This window comes from Salisediminibacterium beveridgei (assembly GCF_001721685.1).
Taxonomy (GTDB): domain Bacteria; phylum Bacillota; class Bacilli; order Bacillales; family Salisediminibacteriaceae; genus Salisediminibacterium; species Salisediminibacterium beveridgei.
In genome coordinates, this window is record NZ_CP012502.1 from 2,318,938 (window position 1) to 2,342,463 (window position 23,526).

Genomic DNA, 23,526 nt, shown 5'->3' on the forward strand with positions numbered 1-23,526 from the left:
GAGGTGTTTGAATGATGAATCCAAAAGAAAAAGAAATCTTAAAAAAAGTAGCTCAGAAACATAATATCCCCGAGAGTGTATTTGAGAAGATCTTGACTGAGGGTCAAAAATTATCATATAGCGATAAAAGTAATAGAGTCAGACAGGATGAGTTACTGAAAGAAATCACTTTTTATTTTAATAACTCAGAATGGTGAGGTGCTCAATTTGAAATTTAAATACATACAATTCAACAATTTCAAAACATTCTATGGAAATCAAATGATTGATTTATACATTCCTGAAAGTTCAACATCACGATCAAATCCAAACATTATTTTAATCGGTGGTCTAAACGGGGCTGGTAAAACAACGATTTTAAAAGCTATTCATTTCGCACTCTTCGGTAAACGCGAGATGTCTTCAAGTGATTATGAAAGAATTTTCGCCAATGTTCTAAACAATCAATATGCAAGTGAAGGCGGTCGCGAAGCTTCTGTTACACTTTCTTTAGAAACTGATAACTATGATACACTTGAAATCAAAGTTATCTGGCAATTTGACAAAAATAAAAAACTGATCCACGAAGACCGGCAGATTAAGTATTATAAAGCTGGTTCAAATTTTGCTACCTCTCAGAGAGTTGAGGACCCCAAATCTTATGAAAGAATGATTGACAAATTAATCCCAATTCATGCTGCTCCATTTTTCATTTTTGATGGTGAAGAATTGAAAGATATAATCATCCGTCAAAAAAGGTCTGGATTAAAGGAGTCAATCGATAGAATAACTGGTATAACAATGTACAATCGATACCTCAATGATTTACAACAAATTCAAAGTAACCTTCAAAGTGATCTATCAAAAACAACCAGTCTGCGAGAGACTGAAAGAAATCAAACGAGAGTCAATGAGATAGATAATGAATTGAAAAAAATCTCAGAAGATATAAAATATTATTCGGATAAAAAAACAATTGTTTATAATAAACGACAAAGAACAAGAGAAGAAATCGATAACAAATTAAAGAACAATCAAAATTCGAGAGATGAACTTATAAACGAGCGAAATATAATTGAATCTAAGATTACGAATATCGAATCTGATTACATTAAAAATATGATCCCTCATCTGCCAGAACTCCTTTTGGCTGATAAAATCAAAATACTGCAAGAAAGACTATACAAAGAAAGAGAATACAATAAACACATACTCCGTAGAGAGACATCTTTAGAACCTTACTATAAATTTATGAATCAGCTGTTCAACGAAGATATATCACCACCACTCACCGATGTTCAAAAAAATAAAATCAAGAACTTAGGTGAACAAATTTGGCTAAAAGATTCATCACAAAATCAAGAATATCCATTAGAAGGTCCAATAAGACACCAACTTTCAGATCAAGATATCAATATGATTCGAAATATCAGTTTCCAAAATACAGAACAATTTAAAACAAACATAAAAAATATGAAGGAGTTACAAGAACAGTTAATTACAATTAAAGAGCGAATTGAAAATGCACCTGGTGCACAAGATATTTCAAAAGAACAAGCAGAAGCTGAACGCTTAGCTCTTTTAAATCGGGATTTAGAGAGAAAAATCAAAAGCATCTATAGCAAAAAAGATAAACTTGATGATGAGAAGCGAAGACTTAACAGGAAAATCACAGATGCGATCAATAAAGGTTCAAATGCTTCAAAACTGCACGATCAGTATAACAGCGTAACTAAATTAATTGCTGCAAGTGATGAATTTATCACAAAATTAAGAGAGCATAAATCAGAGACAATCAGCTCTGAGTTTGCCCAAATGCTAAATACACTGTTTCGAAAGAAAGATGAATTCGGTGATGTTTTTTTTGATATTAATGACTATCAAATTAAAATACACAGTTCTACCGGTCAGCTATTATCCATTACTGATCGTTCTGCCGGAGAAATGCAAATGATATCTTCTGCCTTTATATGGGCCCTTACAAAAGCATCGAATTTAAAACTTCCAATGGTTATCGATACCCCACTCGGCCGCTTGGACAGTTATCACAGAAACGAATTGATCCATAATTACTACAAGAATTTAAGCGATCAGGTAATTATTCTTTCAACAGATACAGAAATCACAAAAGAATATATCGATTTTATGAAGGAACATTCGTATAAACAATATTTATTAGAATACAATGAAGAAAAAAAATATACACTGGTACGAGCTGACTACTTCAGTTTCGTTTAAAGGCAGGTGAAAAATATGGGTACACCTCGGATGCATATAAATTACGATGCATATGAAGTGATCAACGATCTTAAAAATCACTTGAATTGTGAAAGACCCCAAGCAATAGAAATCGCATTTGCAAAAGGAATGTCATCTCCAGAAAATGATTTTTCTTCAACAAATAAAAGTAACTCAAAGAAATGGGAGGTCCCTGTGAATATAATTAAAGGCGACAAATATACTTTATACAAGGCGCTGATTATTGAAGAACTGAAGGAAGATTCATTGACCGAGGACGAATTAAAAAATCAATTTGTGTATTTCATCGAAAAAGGTGCAGCAATTATAAAATTAGAATTAAATCGTCTTAATGATTTAACCGATTATCGAATAGCAATTTTAAACCAGGATCGTTGAAATCAACGATCCTGGTTTAATTTTAATTCCGATTCTCAAATGGCGTGATTTCCACAAGATTAGCAATATTATTACTCAATTCTCCGTTGTTGCTTATTGGACCATGAACAATGCATTTGCCTTTTGAAAGAGTCGATAATTTTCTTTCCCAATGTTTCTTATCTTCATTTTGATTTACTAAATTTCCTGCAATTGGACCGATTTCACTTTCAGGTGGGGCGAAATATACTTTTTCACCTGCATTTTGTAGACGCGTTAATTCATCAGTACCAAACTGTGATTTAAGAAATTGAGTTGCATACCAAGCAGACCATCCAAACTTACGTCCTTCAGTTAAAATCCTGGCAGATGGAGAATCTTTTCGATGATCGAGATTTTGCGCTTCATCCATTATAACAGGAATGGGTATATTTTTATCTCCGTTTCTAACAGAATAACTCCACAAATCCCATAGCATAAACTCAGTGATCATCAACTGTACTTCTCTGCTATACCCTGTTAGCTGGATAATATTCACATCGCCATCACTTAATATTATTTTACTCCAGTCCATCTCGCCATCTTGACTATCAAAAGGATTACGATCTATAAAACTGCGTATTTGTGATAATGTTGTTTTTGCGTAATTCGTTTCTAATGCCTCAAGTTCATTTCCTAGCTGTGTTAACGACATATTATTCTTTAATTTCTTAACCCCATTTTGAGTCGCCTGATAAATAGCATTCAATTGTTGAACGCCAAGTGAACTGTAAACAGATGAGAAAACACTTTTAATTCTTTCTGCGACATCTGTTTCATTTTCTTCCAGGACAATGCCTCCGATGTTCTTTTCATGCTGTTTGAACGGGTTTATTGGCAGCTTATCGTTAAATACTATATGTTGTTTGATTTTCCCTTCCAGTCTATTTACAAATTCTGTTTCCAACTGATTAGGTAAAAACCCTTCAGTATAATCAACCACAATACTTGGGATTCCCTGCTTCGATAATTCATATAATATGCATTGCATAAAATATGTCTTACCTTGACCTGATTTTCCTGAAATTAATAAATGACGATTTGCTAAATTTTTATTTCCGTATTCCCAATATATATTTTTATTGCTTCCTAAGGCTTTCCCAATTAAAATTCTTACGTCTTCGATTGGAACACTATTTTGTGATTGACAACTGGGCGTCTTATCAACAGGCGGATCATTTGTTTCGACTGGGGTATACTGATCTTCATTTCCATTATTTAATACATCAATCGGTTCTGCTTTTTTCTCTGATTGATTATTATAGTCAGTTTTTTCAACAGTCACATCCGGAACTTTTTCGGTGTTTTGACTGTTACGATAGATTAGACTCAATAATCTGTCGGAAGAAAGATCTAACTTCCCACTCACTAGTCTTTGTCTATGTTCTTCAATTGACTCTATAATACCTTTAGTGCCATCAAACTCATTAAATCTTAAAATTGTAATTTGATCTTCGAATTCCGCTCGAGCAATTGGATTACCGTCCTTTTCAAACGAAACGATGCACCCTTTGCCAATAAGCGAGTTTAGAGTGGTTGAAATTGAAAACTCATCATTCACAATTTTCGACTTAATATTTTCACTTAATCCATAATACTTTTCATTCCAAAAGTTACTTTGTACCATCTTATTATAATTTGATAAAAATAATTGGATGAAAAATTGTCTGTAAAATTTAATTTCAAATGAGTTGTCTAACTCATCGTTATAAATCAGGTGATTTTGAAATAAGGCCGAAGTTGAATTAATTTGTTTTTTAGCCTTATCAATTACTCCAGACTGATTCCATCCTATCTTTACTTCGATGGGATAAAAATGAAATTCAATACCTTTCTCATTCTGTTCCATACCTATAAAAAGTATATCGTCACTATGACTTCCAGTGACTCCTAAGTTCTTTGCAGTAAAAACACCACCTTGTTTACTTAGTCCAAATGCCCCTGCAACCCTGATTACTTCTTCAAGTGAAACGGGCACCCACAAAATATCAGGGTGATCAAAATAACTCAAACAATATTTAATCCCTGACAAAATACTGAGTTTTTCTCTATCAAATTGTCCTTTACTTCCGATGACTCTTAATAACCATTCACCATTGAATGCATTAAAGGCTTTAATAGCTGATTCAATATGCTCTTCAGAAACTTTTAAGTCCTTGGATAATAAATATTCATTTATAACATTGTAGTACTGCTCTGACTTATTCGTCACTGTGATCGCATCATACCTCGAAGATGATGAATACTGATCACTGTAGTGAATTACTACCAGACTGTCATTAAAAGATTGAAAATAATCTAAATCAACATCCGGATCAACAAACGTCACCCAGTGAGAAGCTCTAAAAATTGAGTTAAGTTCTTGTTCAGTTTCAACATTTTTCCGAGATATAATCGACACATCTTTATAATATTTGTCGTTACCTGCGTTTTTATTATTCGCACAAAGTTCATTTTGATATTTCACTGTTTTTACAAGTTGTGAATTTGAAAAACTTTCAAATCCCTTAAGCCCAAAACCCGATTGATACCCAGCATTAGTTCTCATTTTTGACGTGGTTGTTAATAAACCATTTAAACTGATACCTGATTTCATATCGAATACTTGCTCAATTGCATATCTTTCATCGGTACCCATTTTATAAAACGTTAAATGAGCATATGAATATTCATTTTTTAAACTATGTTTATAATAAAATAGTTTCTCTCTGATCACTCTGATCATATCAATTTCATCATAGTTTTTAGACCTTAAATCTAACTTAAACTCATTAGCTATTTCTTTTGAACTTTTCATTCTTGAAAAATAATCAAAAGATGAATCTGCATAATTATTAGAATAAATTGAGACCTGGATTTCTCTCACATTTTCCAATCCATATGTTTTGATATTATGGATCATCCAATTTAAAATCCCAGAAAGAATTTCATGATCATTATTGATATTTACAACATTTATGCGATAAGGTGCTGATGATTCTTTCATGAATAAATAATCAAAATGATTTTGGAATTGCATCATTTTATCCTCGACCACTTTGGATAAATAATTCATGCTATCGGTAAATGATATATTCTCACCGGGCTTATACTTGATCCATTGCTTAAGAGGGTTTTCTTCATCGACTTTCATATTTTCCCCCTTCCTATTATAGATAAAAGGAACAAGGGAGTTCATTGTCAATCTTTCTAAAATACTGGATGGATACTCATCACTAGATAATTGTTTTGAAACTTCTAACTGATAAGCGATTGATATTGGATGAAATGCCGTAATAAGAAATTCTTCATTATTTTTTATACAGCAAAAGTTCATCATATCTACACGTTCTTTCGGTGTTCCTTCCATACTCACTCTTTCAATTTGATTTAAATATTCAGCAATAAAACTTTCAGCTATTTGAAAATATTCTGAAGAGACATATGCTAAACTCGGAAGTGTAGAATATTTATTAAAATAATTTGTAATATGACTAAACGCATCCGCTAGATCTTCATGAATAACAATATCTTTTCTTTGTAATTGCCCGGCAAGCACTTCTCCAGAATAAAGTCCTTGCTGCAACCACTCATTTTCCCATTTTAAAAACGTTGAATACTCAGGACGAGTATAGTATTCATCAGTGCCAATAAACAATTTACCATCTAAATATTTAAAATGATCTTGTCTTTCTCTTTTCATTTTCCAAATGTTTAATGCAGTTATTGGAATGGCCTCAGTTAATTCTGTTGTTAACAAAAAAGTGAATGTGACATTTTGAATAACCGCGGAAAATCTTAATTGATCCATCTCATTATAAGCTGTCAATGAAGGTACTAATGTAGTATTTATTTCGTTATCAAGTTGAATCGTTTGGTCGAATTTATCTATTGAATAATTTTGATTTCGACCATTGCCAATTTTCAATTCCGAAATATCATCAGTAATTTCAATCCATTTTTTCTTCGCATCAATATTAAATCTAGTTTTTATATCTAAAAAAATCGACTCTTCAAATGGCAAAATCGCAATTTTAAATTCTCCGCCCAATGAAATTTTATCTTCATGTTTGTAGGTTAAATGAATATAAACAATTTCATCAGGATTCCCTTTTAATTTTAAATTAATTGTTTTTTGTTTTACATACTGTTCGACAACGTATTCGCCACCAGAGGATATTTTCAAAAATTTTGAATTTAAACTTTTTTCTTTACCTCCTGTTATATTAAATTTAATATTAAGCTCAATATATTCATGGTTTTCTTCATTAAATACCAGCAGACTTCTTTTTCTTCGTCCTGCTACTGTTTCCTTATAATATTTCTCCCAGCATACCCCTGGTTGAAGATCAATTTTATCTATATATATTTTTGTTTGCTTATCTTCAATCTTTTTCTCTTCAATAGATTTAGCAACCTCTGAATATGATACAGTTTCCCAATCATCTTTTTTAAGAAGCCTCACGCCTTTCTCACTGAATATTTTAGGCAATTCTTCATCTGGATTCCCAAAATCATGCATTCTTCTAACCTGTTCAAACAATTCACGATTATCGGTTAATCTATTCTTTATTTCTTTTGGCCTTTTTCCATAAAGGTCATCATCAACGAATAATGAAATTTTCTCATAATCCTTATTTTCTATAATTCCTTGATTTAATATTCCAAACACTTCTTTGAAATCTAGCAATGAGTATCCGTCAATTGCATCTGTCTGCAACATGTTGTCCAAGTGATCTATCAAAATAACTTTTTCAAACGATTCAAGTGAACTTTCTTCAATTTTGTTTTTTAAGTCAATCTTTAGCATATTTGAGTTAAAAGGCATTCCCCTTTTTTGTAAATCACTGCTGCCGCCTTTTATACTATCCAAATCCTTACAAATAATACTAAGTAAAGACGTTTTATCCCAATCGGCTGATTGATCACTGACTTTGTTTCTTAATGTGACAAGAAAGTCCGGAGTTGTACCCTTTGATGTTCCATCTGTAATTATAGTCGTATCGTTACCGCTAAATTGTATTGCTCTATATTCAGTGTTTGAATCAAGCTGATAGTTACTTTCGAAAGTCTTCTCATGATTTTCAATTGCCAAGAGTAAAGATTCTACTTCTTCTTCATAGTCCAGTTTAAGAAAATAACGTGCTCCCGGATGAGCAATTTTTTGTAATTCCTCAATTAACAACCCTGCTATAAAATTATAAAATTGATTTAACATATTGTGCGTCACCACTATCACTCTTCTTTTCTATAATATTTATACTGTCCAGAAGATCAATTATTTTTTCTTTAGAATACTGATCAAATTGAACCCCTCTGTTCTCAAGTTCTTTAAAATATTCTTTTAATGTGATTTTAGTTTTACCTTGAGTAGCAAGTGCGGTAACCAAAATTAAAAATTCTTGAGTGATATTTAATGAATATCCCAGGCTCCCTCTGAATTTCAGAAATTGACCATGCATAATATTTTCTAAACTTTTTCCGTAATTTTCGCATACACTTGTACTCATTGACGTTCTCATATAGTGAAACAATTTCTCTATTGCTTGCTGTATTGTTTCAACAGGTCCTTCATATGTTACATCACCTCGTATTTCACAGTATTTCTGCAACCATTCATTTAATGATTGAAGAAATTCTCGACGTTCTTCTTCCTCATCTAATAATTCCATTAAATCTTTATAAGTTTGAAATCGCTTTTCTTTTACATCAATTTCGTTTTTTAAAAGATGACTCAGTTGAGATTGGCAATGAATATGCACAAAAGTCGACTTATAGATATCTCTCAAATTTTTATAGCTTAAAGAGTCTGATATACTTGGTCTTCGTTTACTTAGGGTTTCCCAATCTAAACCATAATATAGAGGGAAAATGGTATTATGATCACCCTTGTCAAATCTATGAAAGTTCAAAGCTAATTGAGACACATAAAAAAATAAATAGTACTGAAATAAAAGTTCAACATGGTCCAAAAAGAATTCTCTGTGTCTGCTTATAAATATAAAATCTTGTTGGAACATCGTAATAACGTTACTATTAAGAGCTTGATATTTGTTACCTTTAGAACTGTTTTTTAAATTCTCCAAGTGATCTAAAATTAATTTAATTAACAAATCATCTTCTTCACTTTTATCAAACACTTTGGAAAGTTTGTCATTATTATAACCAAGTATATCCTTTGCAAACTGAGCTACTTTTTTCTCATAATCTTTTTGATTTTTATTATCTGATAAAGGATAATATAAAAAAACATGAGGGTGAATCGGCCGAATGATATTGTTCTCTTTACGGTCAGATAAAATAATCTCAATTAATCTTCTCAAGTCATCACGACTGCTTTCATCATCCACAGTAACCTGTTTAGAGATCTTTTCTCCAATTGTTACTTCTTCTGTAAAATATTCTCCTGTGTCTTCTTTACTCAACAAAGGGGCCGTTTCATTTTCTAATGCACTGCTTTTTATCAGGCGGCTAAACTCTCCCAGGATATTCTTAAAATCACCATTAACTTTAATTCCTTTATCATTAGCTCTGAATGGGAGAATATCATGAATATTTCCGGTGCTGTGCTGACCTTTTGCTAATTTTTTTAATTCTTCTATATTTAACTTCATAACCAATTCTACTCCCTGTCAAAAGTATATCCTGAAAGGTCAGAATACTCTAATCTGTATATTTTCTTTTCTTTAGGCATATGAATCAATAATTCTTCTTCATTATTTGAGCAACTGATAATTCGATCAATAAATTCTATGAAGTTTATTGCATCTTCCATATCTTTGTAATTTTGTTGATATCCTTTTTCTACTGCTAACAATAATTGATATAAATAATAATCAATATCCAAATAAATCGTTTTCTTTGAGTGTTTTTCTGTAAATCCAACTCTTATGATCAAATCAAATGATCTTAAAAGGTCTCCTTGCACCGCTTTTAGATGATCTGCGCTTGCATTGATGTTAAGTTTTTGAGCTACTTTGAATTCAAAATAATCTTTTATATAAATATAATTATTTTTAGGGGTTCCTCTCCATTTCATCATTGCGCTGTACACGATCATACTGAATTTTCTTATTTCTTCAGTATTACGTTTATTAAAAGAGTACAAATTTCTTAAAAATGAAATGTAGGAATCAGGAATTAAATTTTTATAAAATTCACTGTTTGTTAAAAAAGATACTCTTATAAGCATTTTCGATAGTTGAGTATTCGATAAAAGTGAACTATTCGCACCCTGTGAGTCAGTTTCAAAAATTTTCTGATACAGCGGAAAGTAATCATTGTTACTCAAATGCTCATCAACTACTTTTTTTCGATCTTCTTTGGTATTGATATCAAGAATTATGTTATCAATATCTTTATTACGATAATGAATAGGGTCAATTTCTGCCATAGCATCGAGCATTATTGATCTGTTTTTTCTGTTAAACATTAAGTTTGGAAAACTATTTTCGAAAAAATCCCCGTCGCTCCAACCGAATTCTAGTTCTTCATCATATCCTTCTGGAATAATAATATTTGCAATGAAATTGAATACAGCTCTTGTTGATACAACAATTTTTTTCATCAATATTGCTCTAATCATTGACTGAACTACAACATACTGCACTTGAGAATTCATTAAATATTGATAGTTATAATGTAATATCCCTTTGAACCCTTTATGTTCATTTACATCAAGTTTGAATGCTTCATAAAATGGATTTGAATCGGATTCTACAAAAATTCTATTCAAAATACCCTGAAAAAACTCAGATTGTGCACCATTTTCACTCAACTCAAAAGGAGGATACTCACTGAAAGTCACAATACTGTATGGTTTCTCAGAAAAATACGGTGAATGATCGCGTTCAAACACTTTGCTTTTTTCAATAAATTCTTTTAATTTAAAATATGAATATTCTCCATGATCGGCTTCCAAGAACTTATTTAAAATACCTAAGTTCATCGCAATAATCATTTTTTCATTATTTTTATCTAGATGTTGATCTGAAAATGAAATCAACTCTTCAGTTAATGTTTCAACCGCAGTTTTCTTTCTATCATAGCTTTCAGTGGCATCATTATATATCTTAAAATTACTTATTTCCGGAAGATTTTCTTTGAAGTAAGACAATAAATGTGATTTCCCATCACCAACGCTGCCACTCAATATAATTAAAGACGATTTATTGGACTCACTTTCTTCTTTAATAATCGCTTCGATATCAGATTGGATTTTTCTGTCGACGTGCATATACTGCTTGAATTTGCTAAACTCTTCTGGACTTTCAACTGCCTCCATTGATGATTCTTGAAGTCTTCTGAGTTCTCTTAATAAATAACTTTTCCCAGTCGGTAAATCCTCTTTTATTAGAGTGTTTTTTTCGGTTTCCAAATTATCTTCATTTTGTTTAATCTCAGATTTATTTGAATCCGGCATCATAAAATTCACCTGTTTTTCTTTCAGTAATTCATTCAATACTGATTCTAATTGGTCTTTTGGAATGAACTCCTGGCGACTCTTGAGGGGTTCGCGATATTTAGGTATTTGAATACTTCCATCACCATAAACTTCTGCAAACCAAGAAGCTACAACGAACGATTCCCTATATAATTTGATAGCATCTTCAATACTTGAAAAATCTTTATCGTGAATAGCTTTGTTCCCGGTTTTTCTGATAATATACATTGAATTGAAGACTTTAGGATCAGACTTCGGCAGATACCCTTCCATGTTGATAAATTTAATTTTTTCAACTAACGGCTGACTTAATACATCTAACTTTTGTTCATTTTTCAAAACATTTTCTAAAATTGATTCTAATAAACTTCTTGCATACATACATGAAGCTTTCGGATCATCAAAAAGTCTGTCCTCCATCTTGGATGCTAAATTATATAATTCTTCTTCTATGTTTTTTAAAAAATAAAACAATTCGTCTGAATGTCCCATAATTTCAACTCCATTCTCTTCATATGACTGCTCCATATTGGATTCTTGTGTCTCAGGAAGATACAATCTTTTTTTGATGTCATACTGTATTGAATCAGCCCAAAACTTATTAAGTATAAAGCTACTGACCAATGCTCTGTTATCTTCACTTTCTATAAGTAGATCAAAAACACCTTCTACAAAAAATCCATATGTTTCAGTATCTCTCATTATTTTTTTGGATACTTTATCATCAGAAATTACACCAAGACCGTATTTACTTTTAATTTCCCAAATATTAGAACTGACTAAATAATTAAATGGTTGTTCCGGCATACTACTTCTTAGCCTTCTTCCGCCAAATAATTTTATTAAATCATCCAAATCATCTTCCAATTCTTTAAAAATAAATTTGTTTTCTGAAATTTGCCCGCGATGTATTATTGAAATCAGTAATAACAATAGCAACGGCTTTTTCAGAGAAACTCCTTGATTCTTTTGTTTATGTAAATTTATTTTATCGATCTCCTCTAGTAATTCACTAAGTTTCATTTTCAAGCCTCCGTTGGAATTACTCAGTTTTCCTCTCTTCATTTCTTTGTGATAACACACTCCATTAAATCCAGTTATTGATTATTTTTTAAAAGAGCCTCATGAGGAAGCCCTAATAGAAAAGAATAGTAAATTAATTTAAAAATTAAAAAATCACTTAACAAAAACATTATTATGATGCCATTCAATATATTCGTTCGCCGGACCACCCGCTTGACTTGACCTCAATTTCTTCCCTGCTAAATTTGTGATTAAATTAGAACTGATATTATCCGAGGATCTAAATTGAGACGAAACAGTGATTTCGTAAGTTCTTGGTTGAAACGTATAGATACCTCTGTCAAGTGCCCAGTGGTGAAGCTTACAAAGTGCAAGACCGTTATCTTTCGTATCCGGACCCTCATATGCGTGCCACATAATGTGAGCAGCATCGATACCAAACGGAGTATCATTAAAAACTGATGAAAATCCACAAACTGCGCAGCTGTTGCGATAGTTTGATAATACTTCAATCGTAAATTGAGGATCTCTCTTCCTTTGATCATAATAGTCCAAACCAGGTACGATTCCTTCAGGAAGACCCAGCATATTTTTGATATCCTGCTGAATAGTATCAGGCCAAAATTTTTTCAGTATAAATGAACTGACTATTGCTCTGTTTTTCTCACTTGCATGTAGCAGTTCATATACATCCTCATTAAAATATCCATACGTTTCAGCATTTCTCAGAACTTTTTTAGATAATTTATCATCTCGGATTACCCCTGTCCCATAAGGGCTCCTCACTTCCCAAATCATCGAACTTGCTAAATAATTAAATGGCTGTTCTGGTCTACTTGCATAATTTCTGCCTCCAAAAGATTTTATTAACATATCCAGTTCATGCTCGAGTAAATGAAAAGAGAAGCGATTCTGCTTAACTTTGTTTTGATCTATGAGAGAGATCAGTAATAACAAAAACAATGGTTTTTTAAGAGATGCACCTATTTTCTTTTGTTTATGTAACTTCAATTTCTCTACTTCGACTATCAAGTCCTCTATTTTCAAAAGATTAAATCCCCCTGTCGCTATTTGTTCGTAAATACTCCCTCAACCCTTCATCCACGCAATACACATAACACCCTCTCATCCCCCTGGTCAGAAGTGTCTTATATGTATTCCTCACCAGCCGATCGAGATCGTCGGTTTTGTAATTGCCCTTTGGTTTCGCCGGTCTTGCGCCTTTGTCTTTGAAATTCTCTCTTTTGACTTCGATTTGCTCTGTCTCAGGATTATAGGTCAGATCATTTCCGATAATGACACCCACATAACCCATCTCGAGCCCTTGAACGGTATGGATGCAGCCAACCTGTTCCCGTCCTTCCGGGTGAATGCCCAGTCAATCCGGTTGGGGTCATTCCAGGGCATGGCGAAGTCTGCAGCTTCAATCGCGACGTCTTTTGGCAGTTCACCGTTAACGAGTTCCTTGTTCCACTCCCAGGCGTAACCGGCAACGAGCCGTCCGTCTTTCTCTTCCACGACTTTGTCATAGAGCTCGTTTGGTGAGTCCACCAGTTGAAAATCGAAATCCCCTTCCAAAGGAATGTCTTTTCCTTGTTCAAACAGGACATTGTCCAGCCATTCGAGGAAATTCCCCGATCCCCCGCAGCGGAACTGGGAGTCCAGTTCCACCTCATGCAAAATGGCGCCTTGTTTTTCCGCTTCTTCTTGAATGAGTTTGACGTTGCCGATGTCTTTTTTGGAGATCATTTGTTCATCGTCGATGAAAAAGACGCTGATTTTACTGGCACGCATAATCTGTGTCGCCTGATTTTCGCCCTCGATCTTCTTTTGCATATGCCCCTGATTCTTGAGGCGGTGGGCTTCGTCACAGATCAGAACGTCAAAGTAATTCTCGGGTGTCTGTGTATAAGATCCAGAGCCTTTGAAGAGATTCCGCACTTCCGTAAATCCGCTTCTGCCCACGAGCTTCTTCTTGAGGATTTCCCGGAAGGACTGGTTCGGTGTGATGTATTCAACGTTGGCCTCGTCTTTCAGGAAGTCATTCATAAGGTTCAGTCCAATAACGGACTTACCGGTGCCGGGGCCGCCTTTAATCAGGACGACTTCTTTTTGGGCCGTTTCCAGATCCGCCTGCTGATAGACGGCAAGGACCTTCTCATAAGCAACTTTCTGTTCATCGAGGAGAATGAACTCCTCATTGCCTTCGAGGAGGGATTGCACAGACTCCACCAATTTTTTCGATGGGCGGATCCGGCCATGTTCAATCCGGCTGGCAATGTCTGCCCCTTTACCATTGGCTACTTTTTCTTTAATCGCGGTTGTGAGCTCCCGGTCGTCGAACTGAAAATAAACCGGGGACTGACGCAGATAGTTTTGGTAACGGTCGTCGAGCAGTGGTTCGTTGTGTCTGTCTTGGATGTAATTATGTAAGTAGGAGCACGAGCTTAACTGGATGGAGGTATCATCATAGAGGGCTTCATTGAAGTTCTCCAGATAACGTTGGTACGAAAGGGACTGGTAGGATGGGTGAACGGTTTCCCGGATGCCTTTACCGAGAAAGGTTTTGACAATGCCGTCGCCATCGGCCACTTGCGACTTTTGCCATTGCTTTAATTCCACAATGAGGGCATTCTGAATCCCTGCCTCGTTTTCTCCGGTAATGAGAAAGTCGATCCGCTTCTCTGAAGAAGGCAGTTTGTATTCAAGGAGGACATGGGTATCCGAAGCCAGGTCTGCATCCCGGATGACCTTGGCCATTTGAGGGAGAGAGTTCGTCCACGAACGGATCTCGCTGCCGGAAACAGAATGATTGATCTTCTCTTTGACTTTATCAAGCAGCACATCCTCGATCCGCTGTTCGAGGACATGGGCAATGAATGCATTGGACGGTTCATTGTATATGATCATGACGTTCCCCTCACTCGTTGGTTTCTTGATTACGTCGAAGCAGGCATACTGCCAGGCACGCAAGATGTGATGCGTACCGGGAAGATCCACCTGATCCATGTATTCAGTTCATTTTAAGATGATGGGTATATAGGGTGATTTTACCACATATCATGACCTGTTTGTTCGTCAATTTTCTGACTATTTTCGACACTTTACTTTGCCTTATCGTTTTCATGCAGTGCTTAAAAGCACTCAGACAGTCTGATTTCAAAGCACTTTGTCTAAGCAACAGGATTCTTCCTCTTCACTGCATTGCTTTTACCAGTTGACCATTTCATTCACAAGCCTGTCCATTGGCCTATTACAAATATGTGAAGGTCGCTATATATTTAACATAAGTGGTTCATCAGTAAGCATGTTGTCACCAGCCTACTTCATCCGTCAGATCGGTACTGATCAGTCACAAATTCCCACGTAATGTTTTAAAAATCATTCAAGGGAGATGAAGAACATGGGGAAAACAAGTACTTACTTGAAAACGAAAGGGGCGCTCTTGCTGTTTGCACTGATGTCGATTGTTCTGATCGCGGGTTGCCAAAATGATGCGGATGTTGAGGAAGTTGCAGAAGCGGAGCCGGTCGAAGAAGACAATGAGAATGAAAATGAGGTAAATGAGGAAGAGAACAATAACGAGCCTGATGAGCCGGTCATTGAAATTGTTGAAGAACCGGAAGCCGAAAAACCTGAGGTGGAAGAAGAACCTGACAACCAGGAGAACGAACCGGAGGCTGAGGAAGAAATCATTGAAGAAGAGGCAGAAGAACAAGAAGAAAACACCGAACCAGACGTACCAGGAGAATTCCAATCTGCCAAAAACAAAGCAAATGATTATCTGGCCTTCTCCGCCTTCTCTGAAAAAGGCCTCTATGATCAACTGACTTCCCAGCACGGGGAAGGCTTTTCTTCCGACGCAGCAACCTATGCCCTGGAAACGATCTCCGTGGACTGGAACGAACAGGCGCTGAAATCCGCTGAAACCTACAACGGGGTGATGCCGTTTTCCAAGAAGGGGCTCTATGATCAGCTCGTCTCAGAGTACGGAGAGGGATTCACCGCTGATCAGGCACAGTATGCGATCGACAACGTCACCATCGACTACAAACAGAATGCACTGGAATCCGCCAGGCAATATCAGGACCTGATGGACATGTCACCCAGTATGATCCACGACCAGTTGACGTCATCCTACGGGGAAGGCTATACGAAGGAAGAAGCCGACTACGCCATTGCAAATCTCGGCAATTAAATGGTTTGGCCAGACATCCATATAGAGGTGTCTGGCTTTTTTTTAACTATAGTTATTTCAAAAAGCGCTCCTCATCCAGGTCATAATAAACAGTCAGATGTTCCGTGAAAGATTCTTTTACATACGCAGCGATGACTTCAACCACCTCTTTCATGCTGGATGAGAACGGATCCGGGCTGTCATACAGGAGCTCAAGGGCTTCAATCTTCTTTCGGCCGAACAGCCTGAACCTGACACCATACTCCTCCACTTCCCCGCAACCGATCTGATCTGCCATGATCAGCGGCTTTCCGTTCAAAAAGATCGTCTCCACGGTTTTCACGTCTTTCAATTTGCTCATCATCTCACTCCTTTCGATTGTCTTGCATATATATATAAAGAAGTGCGGAAGTTCGGACAGCAAATCGAAAAAACGCAGGCTTTTTCTGCCTGCGTCTCTCGTTACTAATTAATGCTTCAACTGTCCCATTATTTCTTTTTTTATGTCACCTTGTTTACTTGGGATAATAACATTATTAGACAACTCTTTTTTATTCTCGATGATACGATGTATTATTTGTTCAACGGTTTCTCCCTGACTTTGTTCGGTTGACACGATAGGATAGTAAACCGTGACATCCCGCTCTTGACCAATGCGATAAACCCGGTCTGTTGCTTGGTTTTCGACAGCCGGGTTCCACCAGCGGGTGTAATGAATGACATGATTTGCTGAGGTAATCGTCAGTCCTGTTCCTGCAGCTTTTGGAGAAAGAATCATCACATCGAATCCTTCTTTACGGTTAAAGTGATCCACGACAACCTGTCTTCGATTGGTTTTTCCATTTATAATGACTGGTTCTATACCGAAGGTGTTCATAATATGCCGTTTTAATATGACTTGCATATCAATATATTCGGTGAAGATCAAGACTTTTTCGCCCTTACTTTGAATGTTTTTAATCAGGTTCAATGTTTGAAAAAGTTTTGGTACCTCTTTGATCTTGATACTTTGTAAACTTTTGTTTTCGAGTCCTGGATGAGAGCATATTCGCTTTAAATACTGGATCGCTTCCAAAGGTACAATCTCTTTATTCTTTGCACGTTCTAATACATTTGCATACAGCTGTTTTTGCTTATTACCAAAAGGCACTGAAAAGAGTTCCTCTCTCTTCTCAGGAAGTTGTCCTTTTAATTCACCCGTTTTTGTCCGCCTTTTGTAAACAGAACTGATCGTGGTGATAATTTGATTTTCTAGTTCATCGTAGTTCCCTGATTTTTCGAAGGTGTCGATGTATTTTGCCTTGAATTCATTCAAACTTCCCAAAAGTCCTGGTTGAACAAAATCCATAATGCTCCATAATTCAGAGAGACTATTTTCCACTGGTGTACCGGTCATAGCAAGCCTTCTTTTTGCTTTCATGGCTTTGAGGGCTTTCGAACGTGATGTTGTCGGATTTTTGATAGCCTGTGCTTCATCACATACGCAAATACTCCAGTCAATTCGACCAAGCAGGAGTTGATCACGTGAGAGCGTGTCATAGGTCGTAATAACAAGTTTATAATGCTCAATAGATCTTACATTGGTGAGTCTTTTGTTTCCTGAATGAACATAAATATTCGGTGAAAGTTCCGGGTAAAATTTTTGAGCTTCATTGATCCAATTTTCAATTAAAGTCTTTGGCACAATAATTAATCCTGGTTGCAATTCTTGACGCTCGTCCAGATATGCCAGTAATGCCAATACCTGAATGGTTTTCCCCAATCCCATGTCATCTGCGAGAAGTCCTCCAAGACCTTGATGACTGAGGCTTTTCATCCACACGTAGCCATCTTGCTGGAATGGTCTAAGTACTGCTCTAAAACCACCTGGTACGTCTTTACTTAAAATGTTCGGATCATCAATCAATTCTTTATAAGATAATAACTCTGGACTGTATTCGAGTTTAGCCACATTTTCGAAAATTTCCAGAACATAAGGTATTTTTCCAGGTGGATAATGGGTTTCTTTCCCTTCTTGAAGTTCAGTAACCGTTTTTGATGCTTCAATGAATTCATCTACTTCTTCCGGAATCTCCACCCAACCATCGTCCCAAGGAATGAAATCTTCTCCCTTTTCACGAGCCTGTTGAGTTAATGATGTAAGCTCATCAACATCCATAGCACTCATAATATCGCCATTTTCATTCTTGATATCTGCTCCAAGTTCAAGTTCAAACCAGCCTTTTTCACTTTCACGCCCGTGAACAAATGGCTGAGTTTTATACACTTTAATCCCCAACTCTTTGACCCGTTCACTAAACATACTAATATCAAGGTCGATTTCTTCTGTATCAATGTATGCTTCCGGGTTGTTCACAAATTTCGGGATATCTGATCCTGAAATTGGGCGCATATTATTAATTGCTGCCGAATGCTTCTGGACAGATGGATCAACAAAATATTTGGACGTTCCATCTTTTTTATAAATCAAATCATTTTTCTGTATGTCCTGAAGTACATGAGTTTCTACCCGATCTTCTGCAGATTGATATTCAGGTTTAAATTCAATGCTTTTTCCATCATAAGTCATATCCACATCAACATGATCAACAAATCGATAATCCTGTTTTTCTATAAAAGAAGAGATCGACAAGCCCAATTGCTGAGCAAAGTGTTTCACTCTGGCAATATAGCGAAGGATTTCCTGGTTATTGGAGCTTTTTGGTCGTCTGTCAATTTCTTTAAGAACTTTAAAAATCGCTTCCGGCATTAAAACCGTCTGATGACCAGGCAAAGTTATAAAAGGCCCTTGAACAGAGCCTGTCTTTTGAATTTGACTATAATGGGTATTTTGCAGATTTAGAAACAGTTCAAATGAAGTTGATCCGATATAACCGGAAGCTTGTAATTCAGCTTTGATATCGTTAGCAGTATCAGGAATGTTAATGTATTCCTTCACTTCATCCAGTTCACCGGAATATAACGAATCTGACCTGATTAAATAGCCTTCCGCATGCTGTTTTAATCTATCCTCATCCCATAAATATTGAAGCGACTGCAGTAATTCCATATCGCTGTTACTCAGGGAACTGAAGTCCTGAATGGTCATTTGAAGAGGGAAATTCAGATGTTCATCGTTACGGAGGATCCGATAGTTTATTCCATCACTTTCTAACTCGGTTTGGATTTGAATTTTTACTTTACCGCGATTCGTTTTAAAAAAGTCCTTTAACGCCATCTGTTTGATTGCACCTCCTCAAAATTCCCGTTGAGATAGTTGGACATATACAAATTAAATCTTCGCTGCCATCCACTATGATGAGGATAAGAATTTATATACAGTTGGGCACCAGTTCGCCGATCTTTAAATTCGTCTTTCCTTTTGAAAAGACCGTTTATTCCTTCTGCTGAGTTTAAATGCCGAAATCTTTCACTGTTTTTCACCGGTAAAATCACCTTTTCGAATCCTTCTTCATGATAAAAATAGGCTGCTCCCTTTTTCCCGAACTCCACTACCGCAAAGCCTTCAAAACGCATTAATATAATTGGTTGCTTCTTGATCAAATAGGCTTCTTTCATATGCTGAATGTAGTTTTTCCAGAATTCAAATCGTTCATTATCTTTATCAGATGCAAAAACCTCTTCAATATTTGATAGCATAAGCCAGTTATTCAGTTTCTCCAGTTGATTGTAATTCAGAAAATCCCAGCGATGATTATGATTCTTAATGGATCCAAAATCTTTAAAGGCCATATCCAAAATGGATCGGTTAAAATACTGAAATTCTTTTGATTCGATATAATTCATGATGGCACGCTTCTTTTTATTTAAATCCATTTTGTTAAATTGTTTAATAATGCCTTCAAGAGTCTCGATTTGAACATATTGATCATCTGGGATATTTTTGATGAGCATTTCTTCTACTAAATAGATTCCGAGCGTGCTTTTTTCATCAATGTTTATAACATTTAACCGTTCTGAAACTGCTCCATTCATCCCCTCGATCACTGAATAAATAGCTTCATGAATTACTGTTGAATCAAAAGCCTTCTGCAACTCGAGTCTAAGAGAATTATTAATAATGCCCAGTTCGTTAATGATTTCAGGTCGATTTGTCAATGTATATAATACAAAATCATTTAAGTACATTCTTTGATAAGTACGCCATAATCGGGTAGGAACTAAATCACTCTCAACTTTGCTTAATAGCAATGCGCATTTGTTTAATGTCTCTTCAGACTCTTTCATATCAGGAAATACCGATAGAAGAGTTCGCGTTTCTTTTTCCTTAATTTCTGAGCTGAAAGTATCAATCGCTTCGTCTGTATTCTCCAGCAGCCTGATTTTTCTCATCAGTCTGTCCAGTCTTTTCTGATGTTTTGACTGAGACACAATGCCTGTATTCTCATCGTATTTATCAGACAACTGTTTCGTGACGATTTTCATTTTGGTCGGTTTAAAGTAAAAGAGAAACGTATCATGAAATCTGCTCATTAACGCATCATCTCCTGGATTTCCTCGATTAATTCTTCATCTTTGAGCCGGAACTTAAACTCCACCCTTCTGGATTCATCAGCTATCACTTCACCCTCATCATCCTTAATGGGTTCACTGAATGAACGTCCGTTTGCAGTCATGATACTGCGAAGAACATCTGAATGTTGAAAATCTGTAAAATCATCATCCAAGATGATTTCAACAACAGATAAAGCACGATTCTGGGACAGATTTAAATTGTATATATAAGATCCTTGTGTATCGGTGTGACCTTCAACGATAATCTGACCAATCTGTTCACGAAACTGCGGGGACAGAAGTATTCCAATGTACTGGGGAATAAATTGTTCAAGGTAGTCAACACCAGTTTCAGATACTTCTGTATCATCCAGATCAAAGAACACGCCACCTGAAAAGCGGATTGCCCCGGTTTGTTCATCCACTTCAAGTTCCAATGCTGAATCCTCAAATGCGGATACTAATTCCTCAATTAAGTCGGCTCTGACGCCAATCAAATCTTCAATCATCTGATCCTTTGCTTCTATTGACGATTGATTATCCATAATGGATACGGTTAAAAATAGTGCGAACATTAATAATAAAGCTGACATGAGGTCAGAGTAAGACATCCAGAAACTGCTCTTATCTTCTTCTCCAGACCCTTGTGAAAATCGCCTTTTGTTCCGGTACCCTCTTGCCATCTGTCAGCCTCCTTAATTTTCAGGTTTCTGTTTTTGATATTCTTGATTAAATTCTTTGAGTTTTTTTCCGAATTCATCAATTTGCGGTGGTAAATCATCTACACTGTCCTGAATCATTTCAACTGCACTACTTAAATGATTAACGGTCTTGGATAGTTCTTCATCAAACTCTTCGAATGTCCGATTTAGCCCTTTATGAAGTTGAGTCGCAAATGAAGACATGGCTGAATCCAACTGTTTGTTTAATTCTTCGAACCTCTTATTGGCGTCAGTCCAAACGTGATGTAATGCTTCATTTGCGCTTCTGATTTCTTCAACCTGTAATTCACGTTGTTCCGCAATTTCTCTGGTTTGGGAAGTTGTTTTCTCATAATCAGATAATACTTCTGAAGATAATTTTTGCCAGTCATTTTGAACAGAGAGCAGGTGATTGCTTTGTTTTTCAATCGAGGACAGTACACCCGTCATGTTTGATGTAATATCAGCCAGTTCCTTTGTATTTGTTTCGTATTGAGACAACATAGTCGCATTGGTTTCCATAGATGCGTCAAAAGAAGTCAGCATAATATTCGATCGATCAAGCACAGTTTCAATCGATTCATTGAGTGATTGTTGTCGTTGATAGTGTTCTCGGATATTTACTGCATATTGATCCATCACAGAAAGTTGTTCATATAGCGATTTCGTAAATCGTTCCTGTTCCTGACCAAGGTTTGTCAATAATTCAGATGCTTTTTCATTCACAATTGCATTGTTGGCCGTTACTTCTTCAAAGGATTCAAGAGTGGCTAATTGACGTTCTTCCGATTCCGTAAGTTTATTCACATAGGTTTCAACTTGAGCCGAGAGGTCGTGTGTGGTTTTTGCCATCTGCTGCTGATTTTGGGCAGATTCTGTCATAGAATCAACCAGTTCAGTCATCTGTCCATGTACATTTTCTGTCCAATTGATGGTTTTATCCAATGTATCTGATAGTTTGTCCATATAATCTTTCGTATTATCTCCAAGAGATTGAATAAAATTATCCGTTAAGTCCTGTATGGCTCCAAAATTCTGATCATTGGCTTTAAGCATCGCTTCGTTTATGATTTCATTAGTCTGTTCCATTTGAGGTCTAAGTGAATCTGCCACCTCATTACCAATCCCTTTTACTAATTGTGGGATCATTTGCTCCGACATGAATTCTTGGAATCCTTTCAACTGTTCCTGTTGATTTTCAACCATCTGTTGAAGGTAATGACCTTCGTCCTGTGATGGAAAAGTGATATCCATTTCATTCAATGTGTCCCGATGTGCAGAAACAAGAAGGGGATAGAATAAAACTTTATCGATCAAATGCCATAAAAGAGAGAGTGTAATCCCCAAAATAGATGAATAGAATGTGATCTCCATACCACCAAGCAGATCTTGAACACCCATTCTCATTTCTTCTGATTGTGCATCAAGATTCAGATCAGAAATTCCCGAAACTAAACCAATAAAGGTTCCCAATATCCCTGCTGAGACAAAAACTACAGGAATTGTTTCAGCTAATTTTCTATTTCCATATTTATGTACTATATTTTCCTCAAACATATAATCATAGACATCCGGAACAAACTGTTCTCCTTTTCGGACATATTCATCATATTGATTATAATAATTCCCCCAAGATTTATACCATTCATAGTTACCAAAAACCCTCTTAATCCAGGAAGCTTTTATTTGTTCGTTAAACATATGTAATCGATTCGAAATGATTTCTTCGTCCTGAATAGAACGAAGCTTACTTCTAATAGATATCCCCATAATCCAAAATTTCAGATACCATATAATTGTCCATAACCCTAAAATGACAAATATATTGATCATCCATTGCAAATAAGTATTTGCGAAATCAGTAAGTTCCATTGAACCTATATAGCCAATTAAATCAAAAAAGACATCTAGCAAACTTCCCATATATAACCACCCTCATCTATCGAATCTTAGTTAAACCAGTAGGAATATCGCATTAATCATACCATATAAACCCATATGAACTATCTTCAATCAGCAAATTTATTAAGGATTTTCTCATTTTTTTTATTCATTTGTAGTGATATATTCAGCAG

General features: G+C 35.7%; 15 protein-coding genes. 4 read left to right on the forward strand and 11 right to left on the reverse strand.

The window, feature by feature from the left end; genetic code table 11:
* Positions 1-11: 11 nt before the first annotated feature.
* The 3 genes from BBEV_RS10890 to BBEV_RS10900 all read left to right on the forward strand — a co-directional run bounded on the left by BBEV_RS10890 (position 12) and on the right by BBEV_RS10900 (position 2,616).
* On the forward strand, positions 12-197 hold the full coding sequence (locus BBEV_RS10890; protein ID WP_069365499.1) for a DNA modification system-associated small protein: 186 nt from the start codon (positions 12-14) through the stop codon (positions 195-197).
* Positions 198-261: 64 nt separating this feature from the next.
* Positions 262-2,217 (forward strand): DNA sulfur modification protein DndD, encoded by a 1,956-nt coding sequence (gene dndD, locus BBEV_RS10895; protein ID WP_232318159.1) that lies wholly within the window; start codon positions 262-264, stop codon positions 2,215-2,217.
* Positions 2,218-2,232: 15 nt separating this feature from the next.
* Entirely contained in the window at positions 2,233-2,616 is a 384-nt protein-coding gene (locus BBEV_RS10900; protein WP_069365501.1) for a DndE family protein, read from the forward strand.
* 22 nt (positions 2,617-2,638) lie between these two features.
* Here the strand turns inward: BBEV_RS10900 and dptH are convergent, their stop codons facing one another.
* From dptH to BBEV_RS10925, 6 genes are all read right to left on the reverse strand, one after another.
* On the reverse strand, positions 2,639-7,831 hold the full coding sequence (dptH, locus tag BBEV_RS10905) for a DNA phosphorothioation-dependent restriction protein DptH (RefSeq protein ID WP_069365502.1): 5,193 nt from the start codon (positions 7,829-7,831) through the stop codon (positions 2,639-2,641).
* A complete protein-coding gene (gene dptG, locus BBEV_RS10910; protein WP_069365503.1) occupies positions 7,812-9,227 on the reverse strand; it encodes a DNA phosphorothioation-dependent restriction protein DptG in 1,416 nt (471 codons plus the stop codon). Before dptG ends, dptH begins: the two co-directional genes overlap by 20 nt.
* 8 nt (positions 9,228-9,235) lie before the next feature.
* Positions 9,236-12,079, reverse strand: a complete 2,844-nt coding sequence (gene dptF / locus BBEV_RS10915) for a DNA phosphorothioation-dependent restriction protein DptF (protein WP_069365504.1) — start codon at positions 12,077-12,079, stop codon at positions 9,236-9,238.
* A 153-nt stretch (positions 12,080-12,232) separates the two neighbouring features.
* Positions 12,233-13,126 carry a phosphorothioated DNA-binding restriction endonuclease gene (locus tag BBEV_RS10920; protein ID WP_069365505.1) on the reverse strand — a complete coding sequence of 298 codons (894 nt, stop codon included), beginning with the start codon at positions 13,124-13,126 and terminating at the stop codon, positions 12,233-12,235.
* Between the two features lie 4 nt (positions 13,127-13,130).
* Positions 13,131-13,394: a DNA/RNA helicase domain-containing protein gene (locus BBEV_RS17905; protein WP_267887764.1), complete on the reverse strand. Its 264-nt coding sequence runs from the start codon at positions 13,392-13,394 to the stop codon at positions 13,131-13,133.
* Complete coding sequence (locus BBEV_RS10925; protein ID WP_267887765.1) at positions 13,358-15,088, reverse strand: DNA/RNA helicase domain-containing protein; 1,731 nt, start codon at positions 15,086-15,088, stop codon at positions 13,358-13,360. The genes BBEV_RS17905 and BBEV_RS10925 overlap by 37 nt, the downstream gene beginning before the upstream one ends.
* 394 nt (positions 15,089-15,482) lie before the next feature.
* Between BBEV_RS10925 and BBEV_RS10930 the strand changes: the two genes are divergently transcribed.
* Positions 15,483-16,277, forward strand: coding sequence for an Ltp family lipoprotein (locus BBEV_RS10930; protein WP_069365506.1), 795 nt, complete (start codon positions 15,483-15,485; stop codon positions 16,275-16,277).
* 52 nt (positions 16,278-16,329) lie between these two features.
* On the opposite strand, the gene BBEV_RS10935 is transcribed toward BBEV_RS10930, so the two are convergent.
* The 5 genes from BBEV_RS10935 to BBEV_RS10955 all read right to left on the reverse strand — a co-directional run bounded on the left by BBEV_RS10935 (position 16,330) and on the right by BBEV_RS10955 (position 23,374).
* Positions 16,330-16,617 carry a hypothetical protein gene (locus BBEV_RS10935; protein WP_069365507.1) on the reverse strand — a complete coding sequence of 96 codons (288 nt, stop codon included), beginning with the start codon at positions 16,615-16,617 and terminating at the stop codon, positions 16,330-16,332.
* A gap of 108 nt (positions 16,618-16,725) precedes the next feature.
* A complete protein-coding gene (locus tag BBEV_RS10940) occupies positions 16,726-19,473 on the reverse strand; it encodes a DEAD/DEAH box helicase (RefSeq protein ID WP_084007357.1) in 2,748 nt (915 codons plus the stop codon).
* Positions 19,464-20,729 (reverse strand): hypothetical protein, encoded by a 1,266-nt coding sequence (locus BBEV_RS10945; RefSeq protein WP_069365508.1) that lies wholly within the window; start codon positions 20,727-20,729, stop codon positions 19,464-19,466. The genes BBEV_RS10940 and BBEV_RS10945 overlap by 10 nt, the downstream gene beginning before the upstream one ends.
* A complete protein-coding gene (locus tag BBEV_RS10950; RefSeq protein WP_069365509.1) occupies positions 20,729-21,433 on the reverse strand; it encodes an OmpA family protein in 705 nt (234 codons plus the stop codon). Before BBEV_RS10950 ends, BBEV_RS10945 begins: the two co-directional genes overlap by 1 nt.
* A 12-nt stretch (positions 21,434-21,445) precedes the next feature.
* Positions 21,446-23,374 carry a hypothetical protein gene (locus BBEV_RS10955; RefSeq protein ID WP_069365510.1) on the reverse strand — a complete coding sequence of 643 codons (1,929 nt, stop codon included), beginning with the start codon at positions 23,372-23,374 and terminating at the stop codon, positions 21,446-21,448.
* Positions 23,375-23,526: the final 152 nt, after the last annotated feature.